The 20,540-nt window shown below is 63.8% G+C and carries 19 protein-coding genes; 12 read left to right on the forward strand and 7 right to left on the reverse strand.

Annotated elements, in window-relative coordinates:
- The first annotated feature begins 10 nt into the window (after positions 1 to 10).
- Together GTW23_RS02540 and GTW23_RS02545 are read left to right on the forward strand one after the other, a co-directional pair.
- Complete coding sequence (locus tag GTW23_RS02540) at positions 11 to 787, forward strand: alpha/beta fold hydrolase (RefSeq protein ID WP_252914504.1); 777 nt, start codon at positions 11 to 13, stop codon at positions 785 to 787.
- Positions 788 to 940: 153 nt separating this feature from the next.
- Positions 941 to 1,666 (forward strand): hypothetical protein, encoded by a 726-nt coding sequence (locus GTW23_RS02545; protein ID WP_252914505.1) that lies wholly within the window; start codon positions 941 to 943, stop codon positions 1,664 to 1,666.
- 180 nt (positions 1,667 to 1,846) lie between these two features.
- Here the strand turns inward: GTW23_RS02545 and GTW23_RS02550 are convergent, their stop codons facing one another.
- Positions 1,847 to 2,758: a metallophosphoesterase family protein gene (locus GTW23_RS02550; RefSeq protein WP_252914506.1), complete on the reverse strand. Its 912-nt coding sequence runs from the start codon at positions 2,756 to 2,758 to the stop codon at positions 1,847 to 1,849.
- Positions 2,759 to 2,827: 69 nt separating this feature from the next.
- Here GTW23_RS02550 and GTW23_RS02555 point away from each other — a divergent pair, with 69 nt between their 5' ends.
- The 3 genes from GTW23_RS02555 (at position 2,828) to GTW23_RS02565 (ending at position 5,189) form a co-directional block, all read left to right on the forward strand.
- The gene (locus tag GTW23_RS02555) at positions 2,828 to 3,292 is read left to right on the forward strand and encodes an NUDIX domain-containing protein (protein WP_252915552.1); all 465 of its coding nucleotides are present in this window, start codon (positions 2,828 to 2,830) and stop codon (positions 3,290 to 3,292) included.
- A gap of 212 nt (positions 3,293 to 3,504) precedes the next feature.
- Positions 3,505 to 4,431 (forward strand): ABC transporter ATP-binding protein, encoded by a 927-nt coding sequence (locus GTW23_RS02560; protein WP_252914507.1) that lies wholly within the window; start codon positions 3,505 to 3,507, stop codon positions 4,429 to 4,431.
- Positions 4,428 to 5,189: an ABC transporter permease gene (locus GTW23_RS02565; protein ID WP_152007694.1), complete on the forward strand. Its 762-nt coding sequence runs from the start codon at positions 4,428 to 4,430 to the stop codon at positions 5,187 to 5,189. Before GTW23_RS02560 ends, GTW23_RS02565 begins: the two co-directional genes overlap by 4 nt.
- Positions 5,190 to 5,217: 28 nt before the next feature.
- Here GTW23_RS02565 and GTW23_RS02570 read toward each other — a convergent pair whose 3' ends face one another.
- Positions 5,218 to 5,607: a DUF302 domain-containing protein gene (locus GTW23_RS02570; protein WP_252914508.1), complete on the reverse strand. Its 390-nt coding sequence runs from the start codon at positions 5,605 to 5,607 to the stop codon at positions 5,218 to 5,220.
- 101 nt (positions 5,608 to 5,708) lie between these two features.
- On the reverse strand, positions 5,709 to 6,698 hold the full coding sequence (locus tag GTW23_RS02575; RefSeq protein ID WP_252914509.1) for a glutathione S-transferase family protein: 990 nt from the start codon (positions 6,696 to 6,698) through the stop codon (positions 5,709 to 5,711).
- A 227-nt stretch (positions 6,699 to 6,925) separates the two neighbouring features.
- Here GTW23_RS02575 and GTW23_RS02580 point away from each other — a divergent pair, with 227 nt between their 5' ends.
- The 4 genes from GTW23_RS02580 to ggpS all read left to right on the forward strand — a co-directional run bounded on the left by GTW23_RS02580 (position 6,926) and on the right by ggpS (position 11,026).
- Positions 6,926 to 7,432 carry a GNAT family N-acetyltransferase gene (locus GTW23_RS02580; protein WP_252914510.1) on the forward strand — a complete coding sequence of 169 codons (507 nt, stop codon included), beginning with the start codon at positions 6,926 to 6,928 and terminating at the stop codon, positions 7,430 to 7,432.
- A 189-nt stretch (positions 7,433 to 7,621) separates the two neighbouring features.
- Positions 7,622 to 8,749 carry an NAD(P)H-dependent glycerol-3-phosphate dehydrogenase gene (locus tag GTW23_RS02585; RefSeq protein WP_252914511.1) on the forward strand — a complete coding sequence of 376 codons (1,128 nt, stop codon included), beginning with the start codon at positions 7,622 to 7,624 and terminating at the stop codon, positions 8,747 to 8,749.
- Positions 8,746 to 9,528, forward strand: a complete 783-nt coding sequence (locus tag GTW23_RS02590) for an HAD family hydrolase (protein ID WP_252914512.1) — start codon at positions 8,746 to 8,748, stop codon at positions 9,526 to 9,528. The genes GTW23_RS02585 and GTW23_RS02590 overlap by 4 nt, the downstream gene beginning before the upstream one ends.
- Positions 9,529 to 9,532: 4 nt before the next feature.
- Complete coding sequence (ggpS, locus tag GTW23_RS02595) at positions 9,533 to 11,026, forward strand: glucosylglycerol-phosphate synthase (RefSeq protein ID WP_252914513.1); 1,494 nt, start codon at positions 9,533 to 9,535, stop codon at positions 11,024 to 11,026.
- A gap of 52 nt (positions 11,027 to 11,078) precedes the next feature.
- On the opposite strand, the gene GTW23_RS02600 is transcribed toward ggpS, so the two are convergent.
- From GTW23_RS02600 to GTW23_RS02615, 4 genes are read right to left on the reverse strand one after another with little or no spacing between them, the layout of a single operon-like run.
- Positions 11,079 to 13,142 (reverse strand): hypothetical protein, encoded by a 2,064-nt coding sequence (locus tag GTW23_RS02600; RefSeq protein ID WP_252914514.1) that lies wholly within the window; start codon positions 13,140 to 13,142, stop codon positions 11,079 to 11,081.
- 1 nt (position 13,143) lies between these two features.
- On the reverse strand, positions 13,144 to 15,963 hold the full coding sequence (locus GTW23_RS02605; RefSeq protein ID WP_252914515.1) for a DUF4159 domain-containing protein: 2,820 nt from the start codon (positions 15,961 to 15,963) through the stop codon (positions 13,144 to 13,146).
- Entirely contained in the window at positions 15,960 to 16,877 is a 918-nt protein-coding gene (locus GTW23_RS02610) for a DUF58 domain-containing protein (RefSeq protein WP_252914516.1), read from the reverse strand. Before GTW23_RS02610 ends, GTW23_RS02605 begins: the two co-directional genes overlap by 4 nt.
- A gap of 4 nt (positions 16,878 to 16,881) precedes the next feature.
- Positions 16,882 to 17,895, reverse strand: a complete 1,014-nt coding sequence (locus GTW23_RS02615) for an AAA family ATPase (protein ID WP_152007704.1) — start codon at positions 17,893 to 17,895, stop codon at positions 16,882 to 16,884.
- A gap of 116 nt (positions 17,896 to 18,011) precedes the next feature.
- On the opposite strand from GTW23_RS02615, the gene GTW23_RS02620 reads away from it, so the two are divergent.
- The 3 genes from GTW23_RS02620 to GTW23_RS02630 are packed head-to-tail and all read left to right on the forward strand — an operon-like array spanning position 18,012 to position 20,535.
- On the forward strand, positions 18,012 to 18,632 hold the full coding sequence (locus tag GTW23_RS02620) for a DUF1285 domain-containing protein (RefSeq protein WP_252914517.1): 621 nt from the start codon (positions 18,012 to 18,014) through the stop codon (positions 18,630 to 18,632).
- 17 nt (positions 18,633 to 18,649) lie between these two features.
- On the forward strand, positions 18,650 to 19,288 hold the full coding sequence (locus tag GTW23_RS02625; protein WP_382265816.1) for a CoA pyrophosphatase: 639 nt from the start codon (positions 18,650 to 18,652) through the stop codon (positions 19,286 to 19,288).
- Entirely contained in the window at positions 19,285 to 20,535 is a 1,251-nt protein-coding gene (locus GTW23_RS02630; protein WP_252914518.1) for a CCA tRNA nucleotidyltransferase, read from the forward strand. The genes GTW23_RS02625 and GTW23_RS02630 overlap by 4 nt, the downstream gene beginning before the upstream one ends.
- Positions 20,536 to 20,540 lie beyond the last annotated feature (5 nt).

A 20,540-nucleotide genomic window follows, 5' to 3' on the forward strand; every position in this document is an offset into this window, starting at 1 on the left:
GGAGCGCGCCGTGACCGGACTTCACATGGACTTTTCAGGAGCTGACACCGGCACGCCGCTGGTGCTGCTGCACGGTTTTGGCGGCGACGGCTCGGCCTGGGATGCGGTCAGGGCGGAACTGCCCGACACGGTGCAGGTGATTACGGTCGATCTGCCCGGCCATGGCGGTTCGCTGAATTCGGATGGCCGCGGCGGCGCCGGGCGGATGGCGAAGGCGATCCTGGCGGGGCTTGAGGCTGCGGGTGTCATGGCGTTCCACCTCGCTGGCCATTCGATGGGCGGGGCGGTGTCGGCGCTGATTGCCATGCGGGCGCCCGACCGGGTCAAGTCGCTGACGCTGGTGGCGCCGGGCGGCATGGCAAAAGAGATCAATGCGGACCTGCTGGCGCGTTACGCCAAGGCCACGACGGAGGCCGAGATCCGCGGCTGTCTCGACGAGATGTCGGCGCCGGATTTCGTGACAGCCGAGGCGGTGATCGATCATTTCACTGCGGCACGCGCGAAGCCGGGCCAGACCGAGGCGCTCGATGAGACCTACCGGGCGATGTTCCCCGACGGGCCCGAGCAGGGGCAGGGGGTGCTGCCGGGCGAGGCGCTGGCGGCGCTCACGATGCCGGTTGCGGTGATCTGGGGCACCGGCGACACGGTGCTGCCGTGCCCGAAGCCATCGGCGCTGCCGGCGTCCTTTGCCTTCAACGTGCTGCCGGGTCTTGGCCACATGCTGCCCGAGGAAGCGCCGGATGCGGTGGTGCGGGTGCTGACGGAGGCGGTCGGCGGCGAGGGTTGAGGATCCCGAAGGGTTTGAAAGCGCCGGAAAAGCCGGATTTGGCGTCTTTACCACGTCCACAATCGGGCGCTGCCGCATTGTCGCCATCAATGCCGGTCTGTGGTAAGGAGTTGTTAACCAATTCCCAGCCCCGATTCCGCCTGGATCCATGCCATGACCGACCGACCCAAGACGCCATCGAATGACCGCCGCCTGTCGGATATCGTGCGCGACGTGAAAATCGCCGCGGCCGACCGTACCGATGTGGTGGTCGACATGCGTGATGCCGACCGCGCCCGGCTGGAACTGCTGGCCGAGGAAATCCGGCCCGTGCTGGCCGACATCGATCCTGACGACGACCGCTTCGACTTCGGCCTTTCCAAGGGGCTGCAGCCACGGCTGTGGATCGATGCGGTGGCGCATGTCCACATGGGCCATGATCGCAGGGTGTTCCGCTTTGTCCGTGACACGCGGCTTGGCCGGGTGATCATGTCCGATACCAGCGACATGGCAGCGACGGCGGATGCGGTCAGCCGCTATATTGCCGAACGGGTGATCGAGCGGGAACGGATCCTGGCGGGTGATTTCGAGGAACTGAAGGCCGGTGCCGCCGGGCACAAGATGGCGGATGAAGCCGCCGCAGACGCTCCCGCCATGCCCCGGACCGAACCTGACAATGACGTCGAGACCGTGAGCGAGACTGCGAAACCGCAGGCAAGCGAAGCTGCGCGGCAAGCGGACAGGGCTGACCAGACCAGGCCGACCGAAACTTCCGTACCTGCGCGCACCGGCGGAGCCGGCCTGGTGCTTGGCACCTCCTGGTTCATTCTCGGCTGCGTGGCCGGTGCGGCCGCACTGGTCGTGGCCTTCTGGGACCGGATTTCAGCCATGATCGGCTGAAGCCGATGATGCCCTGAAATCAAAGGTGACGGAGTGGCATCTGCGCTTCCAGACGGCTACACGTCTCACCAGAGTGCTTTCTGCGAAAACACAATCGCGATGAATGCGCTATCTGTTTGTTTCAGGGCAGTTCCTTGGGCGAGACCGGTTTCCGCTTTCGCTGGTGCCGCCCCTACCTGATCAGCCGAGACGTTCTTCCAGCGCGATGACGCTTGCCGGATTTTCGGCGAAACCCGGGCCGTCTTCGCCCAGCTGCATGCGGCGATGAATGGTCTGCCAATCGCCCGGGCCGCCGTCGATTTCGAAGATGTTGAAGCCGGCGAGCGGCTTGCGCCCGCCCGGGCCCTGGCTTGCCGAGGCTATGCCGACCACCGGCACCTCGCCATCGCGGCCCTTCAGGTAATGCAGCGTGTCGAGATGGGTATGGCCGTGCAGCACCAGTTCGGCGCCATGCTTCCTGAGCATCTTGGCAAAGCGGGAGATACCGCGCATCCGCTTGTGCGCGGGGGCTGCGCCGCGAACCGGCGGATGGTGGATCAGCACGATCCTGTAGAGCCCGTCCTCACGGGCCTGCTCGAGCAACTTGCCGGCGGCGCGCGCTTGCTTGTGGCCAAAGTCGCCGGTGGCCATGAACGGCAGCGTGGCATTGGCCGTCGACAGCCCGATCAGCGCCACCGGGCCACGGCGGCGATAACTCGGGAACAGCGGTTGATCCGGCGCATAGGTGTCCGAGAGCAGCCATGGCCGCCATGCAGCCTTGGCCCGCGCCAGTGCACCGGGCACATAGGCATCGTGATTGCCGGGCACCAGGGTGGTCTTGAGAGGATCGAAGTGGGTTTCGAGCCAGAGCCGAGCCACTTCTATTTCCGTTCGTGTCGCGAGGTTGACCATGTCGCCGGTGATCGCCACATGGTCGGGAGCCGTCGCGCGCAAGCCGGTCAGCACATTCTCCAGCGTGTTGCCAAAAAGGTGCTTGCGGCGATTGCGATGCCAGTTCACATAACCGGTGATCCGCTTGGACGCGAGTTCTGCCAGCGTGACGCGCGGCAGCGGGCCGAGATGGATGTCGGAGATATGAGCAAGCCGGAACATGATGTGAGCAATAACGATCCTGCCAGAGCGCCGCAAGCCGTGGATGAAAAAGCATCGCGGCCACCGGAAATGCGCAACTTGCGGGCGCGGCTGGTCACCAGGGTGGTGCACAGCTGGTTCGCTCTTGCCCGAGGAATGACGCTGGGCGTCCGCGCCGCGGCGTTCGACGAAGGCGGCCGCGTGTTCCTGGTGCGTCATTCCTATGTGCCGGGCTGGCACATGCCCGGCGGCGGTGTCGAGCGCGGCGAAACGCTCAAGGATGCGCTGGTCAAGGAACTCCGCGAGGAAGGCAATCTCGAGATGATCGGCCAGGCGGAGCTGTTCGCGGTCTATTTCAACAAGGGCACCAGCCGCCGCGACCATGTCGCCTTCTACCGCTGCAACGTTACTCAAACCGCGCCGAAACGGCCGGACAGGGAGATCATCGAAAGTGGCTTCTTTGCGCTCGATGCGCTGCCCGACGGGGTGACGCCCGCGACCCGGCGGCGGCTTGAGGAGCTCGCGGGACGGATACCGGTCAGCGAAACCTGGTGAAGCGGCCTGATGCCGGAAACCGGACGATCCGGTCTCAAAAAACTGCTTGTCCGGCGAAAGCTGCTGACAGGATTTGACGTGACTTTGCCCCATCGCTCTTGAACACCCGGCTTTAGCGCTTAATTGTGAGCGACCTCGACTTTCGTCTATTGCGCCGCCAATGCTGCAGAATTCGCAGCGGCCGTTCATTTCCATTTTTTGAGAAGAAGATCATGGCAGCCATTCTTTCGGTGCAGAACTTATCCAAGCAGTATGACGGCGGCTTCCAGGCGCTGAAGAATGTCAATCTCGAGATCGACGAGGGCGAGATCCTGGCCCTGCTCGGGCCCAACGGGGCGGGCAAGACCACGCTGATCTCGATCATCTGCGGCCTGGTCAACGCCAGTTCCGGAACCGCGAAGGTCGGCGGCTTTGACGTGGTGGGCGACTTCCGGCAAGCGCGCTCGCTGATCGGCCTGGTGCCGCAGGAGATCGCGCTCGAGCCTTTCCAGACGGTGATCGACGCGCTGCGCTTCACCCGCGGGCTGTTCGGCAAGCGCAACGATCCGGCGCTGCTGCAGTCGATTCTCGAAAAACTGTCGCTGTGGGACAAGAAGGACGCCAAGACGATGGAGTTGTCGGGCGGCATGAAGCGCCGGGTGCTGATCGCTAAGGCCTTGTGCCACGAGCCGCGAGTGCTGTTCCTCGATGAGCCCACGGCGGGCGTCGACGTGGAATTGCGCAAGGAGATGTGGGACGTCGTCCGGCAGCTCAAGCAGGACGGCGTGACCATCATCCTGACTACCCACTACATCGAGGAAGCCGAGGCGATTGCCGACCGGGTCGGCGTGATCCGCGGCGGCGAACTGCTGCTGGTGGAAGAGAAGGAAAGGCTGATGCAGCGGATGGGCCAGCGCCAGTTGCGGGTCGAGCTGATGCAGCCTCTCGACGCCATTCCGGAAGCCTTGAGCCGGTATGATCTCGAGTATGCCGCCGACAGCCAGACACTGATCTATTCCTACGAGGCCAATGGCGAGCGCACGGGCATCGCGTCGCTGTTTGCCGATCTGAGCAAGGCCGGGATCGTCCTGCGGGATATCGAAACGAAGCAAAGCTCGCTCGAAGACATCTTCGTCGGACTGGTGGAGGACAAGGCATGAATTTCCAGGCGGTCAGATCCATCTACTCGTTCGAAATGGCGCGGTTCTTCCGCACCCTGTCGCAGAGCCTGATTTCTCCGGTGCTGTCGACCTCGCTCTATTTCATCGTCTTTGGCGCCGCGATCGGCTCGCGCATCGACGAGATCGACGGCGTCAGCTACGGCGCCTTCATCGTGCCGGGACTGATCATGCTTTCGGTGCTGACCCAGAGCATTTCCAACGCCTCCTTCGGGATCTACTTCCCGAAGTTCCTCGGCTCAATCTACGAGTTGCATACCGCCCCGGTGTCGTTCGTCGAGATCGTGCTTGGTTATGTCGGGGCGGCTGCGACAAAATCCGCCCTGATCGGGCTGGTGATTCTGGCGACAGCGGAGTTCTTCGTCGATTTCGAGATCCTGCACTGGGGCGCGATGCTGGCATTCCTGGCGCTGACCTGCATCTCGTTCAGCCTGTTCGGCTTCATCATCGGCATCTGGTCGAAGAACTTTGAACAGTTGCAGATGGTGCCGCTGCTGGTGATCACACCGCTGGTGTTCCTGGGCGGCAGCTTCTACTCGATTTCGATGCTTCCGCCGTTCTGGCAGACCGTGACGCTGTTCAACCCGGTGGTCTACCTGATTTCCGGTTTCCGCTGGGCGTTTTACGGCACTTCTGACATCAATATCGGGATCAGCCTGATGATGATCGCCGTGTTCATGCTGATCTGTCTTGGAATCATCGGCTGGACCTTCAAAACCGGCTACAAGATCAAGACCTGATCAGGTACCCGGCCACGTCCGCGACGGCTCAGATGTCGCGGACGACGGTCTCGAGCATTTTGCGGACTTCACCGGCCACCGATGTCAGCCTGTCGTTGGCGACGGACTGCATCGACGCGACCGGATCGACGGCGCTGACGCCGATATCGCCATTGCCGGTGTCGCGGATGATGACATTGCAGGGAAGCATGGCGCCGATGCGCGGCTCGATGCCGATCGCCTGGTGCGCCATCGATGGATTGCAGGCGCCAAGAATGAGGTAGCTCGGCATGTCGACGTCAAGCTTCTTCTTCATGGTCGCTGCCACATCGATTTCGGTCAGCACCCCGAAGCCGTGATCCGCTAGTGCCTTGCGGGTGCGCTCGGTGACGTCCTCGAATGAAGCGTCACTGATTGCCCGGTCGATTGTGTAAGCCATGAGACTTCTCCTTTGGTGCCTGTCGTCAGGGTTTCAATTGATATGGTATTTCATATACGACATATCAACGTCCGGCCCTGACGGCAGGATGCAGGAGAGCGTCAGGCAGCCTTCGGCAGCGTCTCCCGGCCGTGCGGGGCGTCGAGATCAAGCGCCGGCCCGACAGGCACGATTCCGGTCGGGTTGATGGTCTCGTGGCTGCCGTAATAATGGTTCTTGATGTGATCCATGTTCACGGTCGAAGCGATACCGGGGATCTGGTAGAGTTCGCGCAAATAGCCCGAAAGCGCCGGATAATCGGCGATGCGGCGGATGTTGCACTTGAAATGGCCGACATAGACCGGGTCGAAGCGGACCAGCGTGGTGAACAGACGCCAATCGGCTTCGGTCACCGAGTCGCCGGTCAGGTAACGATTGTGCCTGAGGCGTTTGTCCAGCATGTCGAGCGCATCGAAGAGTTCGGTGACGTGCTCCTTGTAGGCGTCCTGGGTCGTGGCAAAGCCTGCCTTGTAAACTCCGTTGTTGACCTTGTGATAAACAACCTCGTTGATGTCGTCGATTTCCCCGCGCAGAGCCACGGGGTAGTAGTCGGGCGCCGGCTTGGCAATTGCATTGAAAGCCGAGTTGAACATCCGGATAATTTCAGCGGATTCGTTGGAAACGACCGTGCCGGTCTTCTTGTCCCACAGCACAGGCACCGTGACCCTGCCCGAATAGTCCGGCTTGGCGGCAACATACACCTGCCAGAGATAGTCGGCATTGCCGAGGTGATCGCTTGTGCCGCCGTCGCGCTCGTGAAATTCCCACCCGTTCTTGCCCATGTAGGGGTCGACGATCGAGACGGTGATCGCGTCTTCGAGACCCTTGAGCTTGCGGAAGATCAGCGTCCGGTGTGCCCACGGACATGCCAGCGAGACATAGAGATGGTAGCGCCCGGCTTCGGCTGCAAAGCCGCCAGTCCCGGACGGTCCGGGCGAACCATCGGCGGTGACCCAGTTGCGAAACGCCGATTCCGAGCGTTTGAAGTGTCCACCTGTTGATTTCGTGTCGTACCAGACGTCCTTCCAGACGCCATCTACCAGCATACCCATATCGTGTTCTCCTTTGCCCAGTGACATAGGCCGCCGGGCTGCAAAAGCGAAGCATCGAGGGGTGAACGGTGCGTTTTGCATTGGACGACGGCAATTTGCTTTGCTATGGGCGAAGAGCAAAAAGGAAAACCGGATGCCTGCCACGGCCTTGCGACGACGCTGAACAGACTGCCAACGCGCTGAGCGCGCGCTCCATCATGTCTTGTCGTCTCTTCCGGGTTTTTTCAATGTCCCTCCACGATCTTGTCTTTCTCACCGAAGACGCGTCTCATGACGCGGCCATCGATCTCATCAACGAAGAAGCCTTCGGTCCCGGCCGGTTCGTGCGCTCGTCCGAACGGGTGAGGGAACAGGGGCCGCATGACCGGCGGCTGTCTTTTGTCGGCAGCGACCGTGGCGAGATCATCGCCTCGGTGCGGATGACGCCAATTCATGCAGGCTGCACGTCCGGTCATCTGCTCGGGCCGCTGGCGGTCCGTCCATCGCACAAGAACCTCGGCATCGGCCGGGAGCTGGTGCGCATTGCCCTTGCCGCCGCCGAGAGGGTTGGAAGCAACGTCGTGCTTCTGGTTGGCGATCCGCCTTATTACGCGCCGCTCGGCTTCAAGCCGACCAGGCCCGGTGCGCTGAGCATGCCGGGACCGTTCGACCCGCGGCGGCTGCTGGCGGCCTGCTATGGCGAAAACGACGCCACGGCGCTTGAAGGCGAGATCCGTCACCGCGACTTGGCCTGAGGCCCGGCGGCAGCCCATCCTGCTTTTCCACAGCCTTCCGGACGCTGCCGCCAACTGGGGGCTAGCATCGTGCAATCATGACGTGGTTGCTGTTTTGGGGCCGGCCGTTGGGCGTCTTGAAGCCGACGGTTCGCCTGTCGCCGGGTCGCAAAGGTTGCACTGCAGCAAGAAGCGCCCTAAGTACACCACATGACTTATCTAGGCCAAAAAGCCGACGACCTGTCTTCTCCCGCACGTCCCTACGCCAAAATCTGCGTCATCGGTGCAGGGGCCTGGGGGACCGCACTGGCCTCCGTGGCGCGCCGCGCAGGCCGCACGACTTCCATCTGGGGACGAGACCGGGCGACGATCGAGGCAATCAACAGCCGAAACGAAAATCCGCGCTACCTGCCCGGCATCGCGCTGCCCGAAGGCTTGCGCGCGACCACCAACATGGCCGAAGCGCTGGCGGGTGCGGAGGCAGTGCTGCTGGTGACGCCTTCTCGGACCTTGCGCGACATCTGCACACAGATGCGTCCGCATCTGGCGGATGGCGTGCCGATCGCGCTTTGTGCCAAGGGGATCGAGGCGGGAACCGGCTACCTGCTCAGCGAAGTTGCGTCTGAAATGCTGCCCGGTCACCGGATCGGGGCGCTCTCCGGACCGACCTTTGCGACCGAGACCGCGCTTGGTCACCTGACCGCGGCGACGATTGCGTTTCAGTTTTCCTATGCTGATCGGCTCGACATGGCTTCCAGCCCGGCAGCGAGGCTGGCGCTATCGATGGGGTCCGAGTATTTCCGGCCCTACATATCGGATGATCTTGTTGGCGTGGAAGTGAGCGGCGCGGTCAAGAACGTCATCGCCATTGCCTGCGGTATGATGACAGGCGCAGGCTATGCGGAGAACACCAGGGCGGCGCTGATCGTGCGCGGCATGGACGAGATCAAGACGCTTGCCGATGTGTTCGGCGGGCGCCGCGAGACGGTGACCGGGCTTGCCGGCGCGGGCGACCTGACCCTTACCTGCTCGTCGCAGACCTCGCGCAACATGTCGCTTGGCGTGCAGCTCGGAAAAGGCATTGCGCGCGACCGGTGCTTCGACGGCAAGCCGGTGGTGGTGGAAGGTGAAGTCAATTCGGTGTCGGTGATGGACCTTGCGCGCCGGATGAACATCCACATGCCGATCTGCGAATGCGTATACCGGATTTTGCACCAGGGTGCGGATGTCCGGGAGACCTTCGCCGAGTACTGGTCGCGCCCGATCGAGGGCGAGCGGCGCGGCCTTGCGATTTCCCTGGATCATCCTATCGCCATTGCAACAGGGACCACCCAATGAACCGCATTTCCCCGAAGGCCGGCGCCCTCAAGGACCGGCAATTCGTGCTGGCCACCGATCTCGACGGCACATTTCTTGGCGGCAGCGATGCAGACCGCAGCAAGCTCTATGACTGGATCGAGGCCAATCGCGAGACCGTCGGCCTGATTTTTGTGACCGGCCGCGATCCCGAATTCATCGGCGAGCTGTGCTCCACACAGGGAGTGCCCTGGCCCGAATATGCGGTGGGGGACGTGGGCACGACGATCGCCACGGTTTCACCGTCGGACGGGGTGTCGCCGATCCTGCATCTCGAAGAGGAGATCGCGGCGCGCTGGGGCGACGCTGGTGACACGGTGCGTTCGGGGCTCGATAACCACCCGGGGCTGAAGCTGCAGCCGACCGGTTTCCGTTACCGGGTCAGTTATGACCTTGATCACGCTGCGTTCGATCGCTCCGCCTGCTCGATCATCGAGGAGATGGGGCATCAGTGGCTGATCTCCGACAACCGGTTTTTCGATGTCCTGCCCGATGGCGTGAGCAAGGGGCCGTCGCTGCGCAGGCTGGTGGATTATCTGGAGATCGATCCCGTCCGGGTCCTGTGTGCCGGTGATACGCTCAACGATCTTTCGATGCTCGAATGCGGTCTTCCGGCGGTCGCTGTAGGAAATTCGGAACCTTCTCTGGTCGAGCGCGTTGCTCACCTTGAGCACCTTCATATGGCGCAGGCGCACGGCGCGGCGGGCATACTGGAGGCTATTCGTGCGTTCGACATGCACGATCTACCAAAAGGATACTGACTCCATGGCCAGCGATCTTGTCATCGTTTATCACCGTCAACCCTACGAGGAAGTCGAAGAAAACGGAAAGATCGTTTTCAAGGAAAACAAGAGCCCGAACGGCATCGTCCCAACCCTGAAAGGGTTTTTCGGGCGGGTCGACAAGGGTGCTTGGGTTGCTTGGAAACTGGCCGAAGACGCCGCCAATCCGGATTTCCAACGGGTCATCGAGATCGAGGACAGCTACGGAAAATACTCCGTTACCCGGTTGCCGCTGACGCCTGACCAGGTATCAAGTTTCTATCACATCACCTCGAAGGAAGCGTTCTGGCCGATCCTGCATTCGTTCAAGGAACGCTACAATTACGACCCGGTGGACTGGCCGACCTTCCGCGAAGTGAACTGGGCCTTTGCCGAGGCCGCGGCCGCGGAAGCAGCGCCCGGTGCCGCTGTCTGGGTGCACGACTACAATCTCTGGCTGGTTCCCGGTTATCTGCGCACGCTGCGGCCTGACGTGAAGATCTCGTTCTTCCATCACACGCCGTTCCCGGCGGCCGACATGTTCAACGTGCTGCCGTGGCGGCGCGAGATCGTCGAAAGCCTGCTGGCCTGCGACGTGATCGGCTTCCACATCCCGCGCTATGCGGTGAATTTTGTCCATGTGGCGCAAAGCCTGCTCGAGGTCGGCTCGGTCGTCCGCAAGGACGTCAACCCGGATTTCATCTGGGAAGGAACCGCGTTGTCGGACCGGCGGGTTCCCGAATCCGTGCTCTACCAGGGCCGCAGGATCAGGATTTCCTGCGCGCCGGTGGGGATCGACTGGGACTTCATCCAGGACCTTGCAGCCTCCGAGCCGACCCGCGAGGACGCCAGCGCCATCCGCTCGGAACTGGGAGATTGCAAGCTGATTCTCTCGGTCGGGCGAACCGATTACACCAAGGGTGGCGTCCAGCAACTGGAGAGTTACGAGAGGCTGCTGCAGACCCATCCGGAACTGCATGGCAAGGTCCGGCTGATGCATGTCTCGGTCGGCGCCAACCGCAACATGGCGGCCTACGAGGAAATCCAGAGCGAGATCGAGCAGATGGCGGGCCGCATCAACGGCACCTTCGGTTCCTTCGAATGGCAGCCGGTGGCGCTGATATCCTCAGCCGTTCCGTTCAAGGATCTGATTGCCTACTACCAGACCGCCGATATCTGCTGGATCACCCCGCTGGCTGACGGCATGAACCTTGTCTGCAAGGAATATGCGGCAGCCCGCACGGATGGGGACGGGGTTCTGGTGCTCTCGGAGTTTGCCGGAGCGGCGGTTGAACTGTCTTCGGCGGTGATCACCAATCCGTTCTCGCACCGCTCGATGGACATGGCGATCGAGCAGGCACTTGCGATGCCGGAGGAAGAACGCCGGCAGCGCATGGCGATGATGCGTGAAACCGTCAAACGCTACGGCATCAAGGCCTGGGCAGAAGACCAGATGAGCTATTTCACCGACGACGAAACGCTCCCCGCAGCGCAATAACCTGCGCAATTCGCACGCTCGGGAGGCTCCAGAGGAGGGGCTTGGCGGGGGCTCAGCGGCCCTCGCGGAACCAGGTCGCGCCAAGCGCCAGGATCATCAGCGCCAGCCCCAGGAAACCACCGAAAAGCGGCACCGAGCGCACGCCCTTGAGCACGCTTTCGTTGCTGGCGCGCAAGCCCATGCGCTCGCCGGCGTCGATCCGCGCTGATCGCGTTGGCAGGATCTGCGGCAAGTCGCTGGCGGTGGCATTGACGCGTGTCGTCAGGCCGCCGGTTTCTGCCGAGACAGGAGCGATGACGTCAGTGGTCGAGACGGTTGCACGGAACTCGGGTGCGTCGACCGCCCCGACATGGGCGAGCGCACGCAGATCTCCGGAGGTGACTTCGACAAGACCCGGCTGGTCGAGCGCCAGCTCCGAGCGGAACAGTCCGTCCCCTGCGGGCGCCAGAATGACCTCGCGGGTTTCGCCTGAGGGCAGTTCGATGGTGGCGGGGTCCGTCGTGTCGCTCATGGTCTGGCGCTCGATGACCAAGGTGCGGCCATTGGCGGTGGCGCGCAGTGCCTCTTCCTCAAGCGAGGGTTCCTTCATCAGCCAGTGGGCAATGCGGCGATAAAGAGCGACATGCGGGCCGCCGCCTTCAAAGCCTCGGGCCCAAAGCCAGCCGTGATCGGACAGGAGCATCGCCACCCGGCCTTCACCGTAGCGGTTGAGGACCAACAGCGGCTCGTTGGCAGCGCCGCGCATGACCACATCGCCGGCTGTGTCGCCGACGCTAACCGTACGGAACCAGCGGCCCCAATCCGGCGGCTCGCTCAAGGCTCCGGGCAGGGTTCGGGTGACCGGATGACGACGGCCATTATCCGACAGCCGCGGATAATAACCTGCCTCGGTGACCGCGCCGGTCGGCACTGCCGGAAGCGCGGGCGCCAGCGGCGTTTCGGCAATCGATTCCACACCGGCCAGCTCCGGACCTGCGGCCACGAGCAGGGCGCCGCCGTCTTCGACATAGCGGGCTATGTAATCGTAGTAGAGCACCGGCAGAACGCCGCGGTTCTGGTAGCGGTCGAAGATGATCAGGTCGAACTCATCGATCTTCTCGACAAATAGCTCACGGGTCGGGAAGGCGATCAGAGAGAGTTCGGAGATCGGAGTGCCGTCCTGTTTTTCGGGCGGGCGCAGGATGGTGAAGTGTACCAGATCGACGGACGCATCCGACTTCAGCAGGTTTCGCCAGGCGCGTTCGCCCGAATGCGGCGCGCCCGAAACAAGCAGCACGCGCAGGTTCTCGCGAATGCCCTCGATCAGCGTGACCGTGTGATTGTTGGCGGTGGTGACCTCGCCGTCGAGCTCATCGACGGAGAACTCGACGATGTTTTCGCCGCCCCGTGGCAGATTGAGATAAAACGGGGTCTCCTCACCGGCGACGGCAGTTTCGGTCGCGATCTCGTCGCCATTGACCCGGACGGTGACATTTACCGGCCCGCCTGGTGATGCGGCGCCATCCTCGCTGACGCGGTAGACGATCTCCTGATCTTCACCGACGATGCCAAAGCGCGGGCTGCGAACAATGTCGACCCGCCGGTCTCTCTCGTCGGGTTCGCCGACGATCAGGCCGTGCAGAGGTGCGTCGAGCCCCAGCGCGGAGAGCGATCCGGGGACGTCATGGACCTGTCCGTCGGTGATCATCACCGCGCCGGCAAGGCGCGAGCTCGGAACATCGCGGATGCCTGACGCCAGGGCTTCGAACAGTCGGGTCGATGGCGACTGTGCATCCGGATCGGTGACAGCCTCGATAACGCGGCTTTCGAACGCAGGGTAGCGCGCGATCCGCTCGGTCAGCGCCTTCAGCGCCGCGTCGGTGCGTGCGGTCCGGTCCCCGCTCATCTGGCTGGGGCTGCGATCGACCACGATGGCGACCACGCTGGTCACCGGTTCGCGGTCCTCGAAATTGGCGACGGGATTGGCAAGCGCCAGCACGAGTGCAGCGAGCGCCAGCGCGCGAAGTGCTGCTCCGCGCATCCGCTTGGCGATGGCCCAGCCGATCAGCAGGAGCGCAATGACGCCAATTGCAAGGATCGCCGGCAGCGGCAGGAACGGATCAAAGGCCAGGCTCATTTCATTGCCCCAATCGTTCGAGAAGTGCGGGGATGTGGACCTGATCAGCCTTGTAGTTGCCGGTCAGCATGTACATGACGATGTTGACCCCGGCCCGGAAGGCATATTCGCGCTGCCAGGGGTCGGCCGGGATGGTCGAGAACATCGGAAAGCCCTGCTCGTCCACGGCCCAGGCCGCGGCCATGTCGTTGCCAGTGATCAGGATCGATGAGACGCCGTCGCCGGTGCGCGCCGGCCGCTCGGCGGGGTTGTTCGTGTCGGGTATGGCCTCGACCCAGAGCGGACCGTCGGAATAGCGGCCCGGAAACGTCTCGAGCAGGAAGAAGGACTTGGTCAGCACGTGATCGGCGGGAACCGGCTCCAGCGGCGGAATGTCGAGACTGGCCAGGATCTGCTGCAATCGCAGCGTCAGGGCGCTCGAACCGCCGCCCAGATCGACAATCCGGTCGCGGGTGTCGAACAGCACCGTTCCTCCGCTCTTCATGTAAGCGTCGATGCGGCTGATGGCGGCGGGCGAAGGCATGTCTGCGTCTTCGCTCATCGGCCAGTAGATGAGCGGATAGAGCGCCAGCTGGTCGGTCTCTATGTCAACGCCCATCGCCGTTCCAGGCTCCAGTGCGGTGCGGCTGAAGAGATAGCGAGACAGGCTGTCGAGGCCGAGCTTGCTGACATTGTCGGTCTCGTCATCTCCGGTGATGACATAGGCAAGCCGGGTCCGGTCGAGACTCTCAAGAAGATCGACATCGCCGGGCTGGGCGTCCTGGGCATGAACTGTCGATGGGGCGACTGTCAGCGCGACCGACAGGCCGGAGATGAGCAATATCGCTGCGGCTGCCGAAGCCCGTGTTGCGGGCTTCAAACCACGGCGACGGAAGGCGCCGTTGAGCACCAGAACGATCAGAGTATCGGCCAGCAGGGCGATGAGGGCGGCGGAAAACAGCCAGGGCCTGAAATCGACCGCGCTGTCGCCGGCGATCGCGGAACGGGTCACCGGGACCTCGAATTCCGGGATCGCTATCGGAGCAAGGGTTTCTCCGGGCTCAAACAGGTTGAGCGCCACGAAGCCGTCCTCGCCTCCATACAGGCCCGGTGGATTGTCGGGGCCTGCCCGAACCACGCTGCTGCCGGTCAGGGCGAGCGGCTTGGCGTCGCCACTTGCCGGCAACAGGGCCGCGTTGGCATCAAGCAGCCGCCAGGGCGGCAGGATGCCGGAGCCGGCTTCGCCACCGCCCGAAACTGCGCGGGAGAGCTGCACCACGCGGCGCAGCATGTCGACGAAATGGCCGGAAATCGGCAGGTTGGACCAGCTGGCCTCGGCGGTGACATGGAACAGCACGATCCGGCCGGAGCCGCGCTCGCTGGCTGTCACCAGCGGAGTGCCGTCAGCAAGGCTGGCCCAGGTGCGCGCGGCAAGATCCGCCGATGGCTCGGCCAGAACCTGGCGGCGAATGGCAATGTCGCGGGGCGTCGGCAATCCGGCAAAGGGTCCGGTCGACGGATAGGCGGCCAGCGGTTGCGGCTCGATCCAGGAGAGCGCGCCACCAAGCTCGCGTTCGCCCTTGCGGAGCAGGACCGGCAGCAACTGGCTGTCGGACGGCGCCGCAGCCAGCCGTGGTCCGGCAAAGCGGATCAGTGTGCCGCCGCGCTCGACCCATTCGTCAAGCGATGTGCTGACATCCTCGGGCAGGGTGCCGATATCCGACATGACGATCACCGCCGGAGACTGGGCCAGCAGTTTCGGAATGGATGCGGACATCTCCTCGTTGCCGGCTTCGATCAGGTCGGCATAGGGGGAGAGTGCGCGGTTGATATAGTAGAGCGGCGAGAGCAACGGCTGGGCGATGTCAGCGGCCTCTCCCGAAATGAGCGCCACCCTGCGGCGCCGGAAGCTGTCATCAAGCAAGCGGGCCGACGCCGCGGTGTCGACGCCGGTGACATCGAGACGGGCGATGTCGTTGCGGATTTCGAAGGGGGCCGAGATGGTCCCGGTGGCCTCGGCGTCCCCGACCGCAAAACGGATTTCGCCGGATGCGATCTCGCGGCCCTTGCTGTCGCTTGCAGTCAGTGCGAAGTTTTCCGCCTGTCCGCTGTCGAGGCGGCTTGCGGTAACGCTCAGCCTGTCGGCGCCGTTGTCGGCACCGGTGAGCGCCAGGGCCCGGGCTTCCGAAGCGCCGATGATGCGGATTGCGGAGGCTTCCAGCCCGGCGAGGCGGTTCAGCGCATCGGCGGCATCCGAAGTTTCGACCCCGTCGCTGATATAGGCGATGGTTCCCGGGCGGGTTTCTCCGAGGGCGGCAATGAGTGCGGTCGCGGCCGCGGCCCGTTCCGGGCGCAGGGGTTGCGGCCTGGCTGCGCGCAATTGGTCGCGCGCGCGCTCGAAGCCGGTTGGCGTGGCGTCATGGCGGCGGTTGGCGGTGAAGACGATCGCCACCGGAATGTCCAGGTCCTCGGCCTCGTTGATCAGCATCTGTGCCGCCTCCACCCGCGCATCCCAATCGGGTGCGCTGGCCCAGCCATTGTCGATGACGAGAGCAAGAGGCCCGTTCGACGACAGCGCCCGGTCGCGCGGGTTGAGGACGGGTTCGGCCAGCGCCAGGATCACCAGGGCAGCAATCAACAAACGCAAGGCAGTCAGCCACCAAGGGCTGCGCGACGGGGTTTCCTCGGGCTTGAGGACACGGGCTAGAATGGCCAGCGGCGCAAAGGGTTCGGCCTGCGGGCGAGGGGGCGTGAGCCGCAGCAGCCACCAGATTACCGGCAGGGCGAGCAATCCGAACAGTATCGCCGGTGCGCCGAAAGCGAAGGGAAGGCCTGCAATCATGAGAATGCCGCCTTCTTGGCTGTTGGAATGCCCGAGAGATGACCATGGGCTGCGGCAAGCGCCTCGGACGCCAGGCGATCGGTGCGATGGGCGAGAAAGCTCCAGCCCATGCGGCGTACGCCTTGCGCCAGGGTCTCACGGCGGGCAAGCCAGGCCTGACGATAATCGGCGGCAACCGTCTCGGCGCGGCCGGCGACAAGCTTCTGGCCGGTTTCGGGGTCACGGAACTCGGTGCGGCCGGAATAGGGAAACATCTCCTCGGCCGGATCGGCGACCTCGATGACGTGCCCGCGGATCCCGCGCCGGGCGGCGGGGCCGATGCAGTTGTCGAGCATCTCCTCGGTATCGAGGAAGTCCCCGATCAGGACGATGTCGCTCATGCGGCCGATCTGGCCGAGTTCCGGCAGGGTGTCCTGGACCGGTGCGTGTGACAGTGCCAGTGCCAGCCGCTCGGCGGCATTTCGCGAGGCGACGGGTTCCAACACGCCCGGACAGCCGATGCGCTCGCCCGAGCGGGAGAGGATTTCGGCCAGCGCCAGCATCAGCACCAGGGCGCGGCTTTCCTTGCTGACGATCGCGACATCGGACTTGTAGAGCATGGAGGGGGACTGGTCGGCCCAAAGCCAGATGGTGTGGGCTGCTTCCCATTCGCGGTCGCGGACATAAAGACTGTCATCACGTGCGGAGCGGCGCCAGTCGATCCGGGACAGCGATTCGCCGTCGACATAGGGTCGGAACTGCCAGAATGTTTCGCCGATGCCGCGCTTGCGGCGGCCGTGCCAGCCGGCAATGACCGTGTTGGCAACGCGCCGGGCCTCGGCGAGGCAATCGGGCAGCAGCGCCGCGCGCTGGCGGGCGCGGGCAAGCGCATCAAGCCGCGCAGTCGGTCGGGTCAGCTGGCCGATCGACGCCATCGGCTCACCCGGCTTTCGGGGTGACGAGGCCGGCAATCACATCGCGGATGCCAATACCTTCGGCGCGCGCGGTGAAGGTCAGCGCCATGCGGTGCTGCAGGATCGGTTCGGCAAGGGCGCGGACATCATCAATCGACGGGGCGAGCCTGCCATCATAGAGTGCGCGGGCGCGGGCGCAGAGCATCATTGCCTGGCCGGCACGCGGGCCCGGGCCCCAGGAGATGGTTTCGTCAACCCTAGCATTGCCATGGCCGGGACGGGCGGCCCGGACGAGTTCGAGGATCGCATCGACCACCGATTCAGGAACCGGCATCTGGCGGATCAGTGCCTGGATGGCGGTCAGCCGCTCCATGGTGATGGCGGGCCGGGCAACGGCTTCCTTTGCGCCAGTGGTGTCAAGCAGGATGCGGCGTTCGGCGGCCATTTCCGGATAGGGCACGTCGACCTGCATCAGGAAACGGTCGAGCTGGGCTTCGGGCAAGGGATAGGTGCCTTCCTGCTCGAGCGGATTCTGGGTTGCCAGAACATGGAACGGCCTTGGCAGGTCATGCTGCGCGCCGGCAACGGTGACATGATACTCCTGCATGGCCTGCAGCAGTGCCGACTGGGTGCGCGGAGAGGCGCGGTTGATCTCGTCGGCCATCAGCAGCTGGGTGAACACCGGGCCAGGGACGAAGCGGAACGAGCGGCGGCCGTTCTCGTCCTGGTCCATGACCTCGGAGCCAAGAATGTCGGACGGCATCAGGTCGGGCGTGAACTGGATACGGTTGGAATTGAGGCCGAGAACGGTGCCGAGCGTGGTGACCAGCTTGGTCTTGGCAAGTCCGGGGACACCGACGAGAAGGGCATGGCCGCCCGAGAGGACTGCGAGAAGTGTCTGTTCGACGACGCTTTCCTGACCGAAAATGACATCGGAGACGGCCTGCTTTATACCGGAGATGTCGGCCAGGGCCTGCTCCGCGGCTGCGATGACTGCTTTTTCGTCGATCGGCTTTGCGCCAGTGTCGATGCGTCCCATGGGTGTCTCCGCGCGTTCTGGTTCGTCACTCTCAAACAGCTTATTCTACGCTGAAAGGCTGACAAGAGCAGTTCAGATGACTATCTGGTTACCTGTAAACATAGCTGGACAGGACAATGGCAAAAACAAGGACCAACACGAAAACAGATGCAGGCGATCTTGCCGCGCTGATTTCGCGCGCCCAGGCCGACAGGAATGCCGGCAAGGATGGTTTGCCGCCGGTCGAGCGATGGAATCCGCCCTATTGCGGCGATATCGACATGGAAATCCGTGCAGATGGCACCTGGTTCTACCTGGGGACACCGATCGGGCGGCCGGCGCTGGTGCGTCTTTTTTCCACAGTTCTGCGCCGTGACGAGGACGAAAAGACCTATCTCGTCACGCCTGTGGAAAAGATCGGGATCCGCGTCGTGGACGCGCCTTTCCTGGCTGTCGAGATGACGGTAAGCGAAGAAAAAGGTGAACAGGTGCTGACCTTCCGGACCAATGTCGGTGATGTGGTTCGCGCCGGTCCGGACAACCCGCTGCGCTTCGTCGTCACCGGAGAGGCCGATCAACTCAAGCCCTACATCCTTGTGCGCGGCCGGCTGGAAGCCCTGGTCAATCGGGCGGTGACCTATGATCTTCTGGCGCTTGGCGAAGAAATCAAGATCGATGGCGAAGCGACCTACGCCATCCGCTCTGCCGGATCGGTGTTCCCCGTCATGCCGATGCACAGGCTGGAGGCGGGCGTTTGATCGATACGGGTTCCCTGATGCCGCCGGGTTTTGACGCCGAGGGGTTCCGACTGCGCGCCCAGAAGCACGATCCCGACCATGCGTTCGGGTCGGAGCCGGCGCATCTCGGCCATGGCGACCATGTGCTCAATCCCGGCCTGGTCTCGGGCCTGGTCGATGCCAAGCTGCGGGACGCCGCCGTGCTGGTTCCGGTCACCGATGACGGCCCCGACGCGCGCGTGATCCTGACACGGCGCGCCACAGCACTTCGCAAGCACTCGGGCCAGGTTGCGTTTCCGGGCGGCTCGGTCGATCCGGAAGACGGCAGCGTGGAGATCGCCGCCATGCGGGAGGCGGAAGAGGAAATCGGACTGGACCGCCGGTTCGTCGAGCCGGTTGGCCGGCTGCCGGTCTACATGACCACAACCGGATTCCGGATCACGCCGGTGCTTGCCGTGGTCAGGCCGGGCTATGCCGTCACGGCCAACCCGGTCGAAGTCGACGAGGTGTTCGAAACGCCGCTGTCCTTCCTTATGAACCCGGAAAACCACCGGCGAGAAAGTCGGGTCTGGGAAGGCATCGAACGGCACTATTACGTCATGCCCTATGGCGAGCATCACATCTGGGGTGTCACCGCCGGGATCATCCGGACAATGTATGAAAGGCTCTACGCATGAGCTCAGATGCGAGCGTTGCCCATGAGGACTGGTTCCAGCAGGAAGCGCTCGGCCGGATCTTCGCGCTTCTGAATCAGGACGGCGAAGAGGTCCGGGTGGTCGGCGGGGCGGTCCGCAATTCGCTGATGGGACTGCCGGTCACCGATACCGACCTGGCGACAAGCTGGGCGCCCGAGCAGGTGGTGGCGCGGGCCGAGGCCGCAGGCATCCGCGCGGTGCCGACCGGGATCGATCACGGCACGGTGACGCTGGTCATCGACGGCCGCGGTTTCGAGATCACCACGCTCCGGCACGATGCCGAGACCGATGGCAGGCGGGCCAAGGTGGTGTTTGGCAGTGACTGGCAGATCGATGCCGAGCGGCGCGATTTCACCATCAATGCGCTCTATGCCGGCCAGGACGGCAGCGTCATCGATCTTGTCGGCGGACTGGAAGATATCGAAAGCCGGACGGTCCGGTTCATCGGCGACGCCGACGCGCGGATCGCCGAGGACTATCTCAGGGTGCTGCGCTATTTCCGCTTTTACGGACATTACGGTGCCGGCCGGCCCGACGCCGCGGCGCTGAAGGCTTGCGCCCGGGCGCGCGACAAGCTCGGCACATTGTCGTCGGAACGGGTCTGGAAAGAACTCAAGACGCTGCTCAAGGCGCAGGATCCGGGCCGGGCGCTGTTGTGGATGCGCCAGTCAGGGGTTCTGTCCAAGGTGCTGCCGGAGAGCGAGAAATGGGGGATCGATTCGATCGGACCGCTGATCGCCACGGAGACTGCGCTCGACTGGGAGCCCGATCCGATGCTGCGGCTGATGGCGATGGTGCCGCCGGATGCGGACCGCATGCGTGGGCTTTCCGCGCGCCTGAAGATGTCGCGGGTCGAGGCCGACCGGCTGGTCAAATGGGCCGAGGCGCCGGTCGTGGCCCCAACGCTGGCGATCACGGCGCTCGACCGGCTGCTTTACCGCCATGGCGCAGGTCCGCTCGTCGACCGGCTCCGGCTGTCGCTGGTCTCGGCGCGCAGCCGCACCGAGACCGATCCGTCAGCGCTCACCGATGCTGCCGGTCACAGCCGGCATCTCGCCCGCGCAGGCGCTTGGGAAAGGCCGGCTTTCCCGGTTGCCGGCGCCGACCTGATCGCCCGCGGCGTGACTCCCGGACCGGAGATGGGCGCACGGCTTGCCGCGCTCGAAGAACGCTGGGTCGAAAGCAATTTCACCCTCGACAAGGCCGTTCTGCTCGACGCCATGGACTGAGCCCC

The sequence above is a fragment of the Parahoeflea alexandrii genome (assembly GCF_024105735.1).
In the GTDB taxonomy this organism is placed as follows: Bacteria; Pseudomonadota; Alphaproteobacteria; order Rhizobiales; family Rhizobiaceae; genus Hoeflea; species Hoeflea alexandrii.

What these genes read in the sequence shown, in the direction of transcription:
- GTW23_RS02625 (WP_382265816.1), top strand. Translation starts at nt 18,650, where the DNA reads ATGCCGCCGGGTTTTGACGCCGAGGGGTTCCGACTGCGCGCCCAGAAG.
- GTW23_RS02615 (WP_152007704.1), bottom strand. Translation starts at nt 17,895, where the DNA reads ATGGGACGCATCGACACTGGCGCAAAGCCGATCGACGAAAAAGCAGTC.
- GTW23_RS02590 (WP_252914512.1), top strand. Translation starts at nt 8,746, where the DNA reads ATGAACCGCATTTCCCCGAAGGCCGGCGCCCTCAAGGACCGGCAATTC.
- GTW23_RS02565 (WP_152007694.1), top strand. Translation starts at nt 4,428, where the DNA reads ATGAATTTCCAGGCGGTCAGATCCATCTACTCGTTCGAAATGGCGCGG.
- GTW23_RS02550 (WP_252914506.1), bottom strand. Translation starts at nt 2,758, where the DNA reads ATGTTCCGGCTTGCTCATATCTCCGACATCCATCTCGGCCCGCTGCCG.
- GTW23_RS02560 (WP_252914507.1), top strand. Translation starts at nt 3,505, where the DNA reads ATGGCAGCCATTCTTTCGGTGCAGAACTTATCCAAGCAGTATGACGGC.
- GTW23_RS02570 (WP_252914508.1), bottom strand. Translation starts at nt 5,607, where the DNA reads ATGGCTTACACAATCGACCGGGCAATCAGTGACGCTTCATTCGAGGAC.
- GTW23_RS02600 (WP_252914514.1), bottom strand. Translation starts at nt 13,142, where the DNA reads ATGAGCCTGGCCTTTGATCCGTTCCTGCCGCTGCCGGCGATCCTTGCA.
- GTW23_RS02555 (WP_252915552.1), top strand. Translation starts at nt 2,828, where the DNA reads ATGCGCAACTTGCGGGCGCGGCTGGTCACCAGGGTGGTGCACAGCTGG.
- GTW23_RS02620 (WP_252914517.1), top strand. Translation starts at nt 18,012, where the DNA reads ATGGCAAAAACAAGGACCAACACGAAAACAGATGCAGGCGATCTTGCC.
- GTW23_RS02580 (WP_252914510.1), top strand. Translation starts at nt 6,926, where the DNA reads ATGTCCCTCCACGATCTTGTCTTTCTCACCGAAGACGCGTCTCATGAC.
- GTW23_RS02545 (WP_252914505.1), top strand. Translation starts at nt 941, where the DNA reads ATGACCGACCGACCCAAGACGCCATCGAATGACCGCCGCCTGTCGGAT.
- GTW23_RS02630 (WP_252914518.1), top strand. Translation starts at nt 19,285, where the DNA reads ATGAGCTCAGATGCGAGCGTTGCCCATGAGGACTGGTTCCAGCAGGAA.
- GTW23_RS02585 (WP_252914511.1), top strand. Translation starts at nt 7,622, where the DNA reads ATGACTTATCTAGGCCAAAAAGCCGACGACCTGTCTTCTCCCGCACGT.
- GTW23_RS02610 (WP_252914516.1), bottom strand. Translation starts at nt 16,877, where the DNA reads ATGGCGTCGATCGGCCAGCTGACCCGACCGACTGCGCGGCTTGATGCG.
- GTW23_RS02605 (WP_252914515.1), bottom strand. Translation starts at nt 15,963, where the DNA reads ATGATTGCAGGCCTTCCCTTCGCTTTCGGCGCACCGGCGATACTGTTC.
- ggpS (WP_252914513.1), top strand. Translation starts at nt 9,533, where the DNA reads ATGGCCAGCGATCTTGTCATCGTTTATCACCGTCAACCCTACGAGGAA.
- GTW23_RS02575 (WP_252914509.1), bottom strand. Translation starts at nt 6,698, where the DNA reads ATGGGTATGCTGGTAGATGGCGTCTGGAAGGACGTCTGGTACGACACG.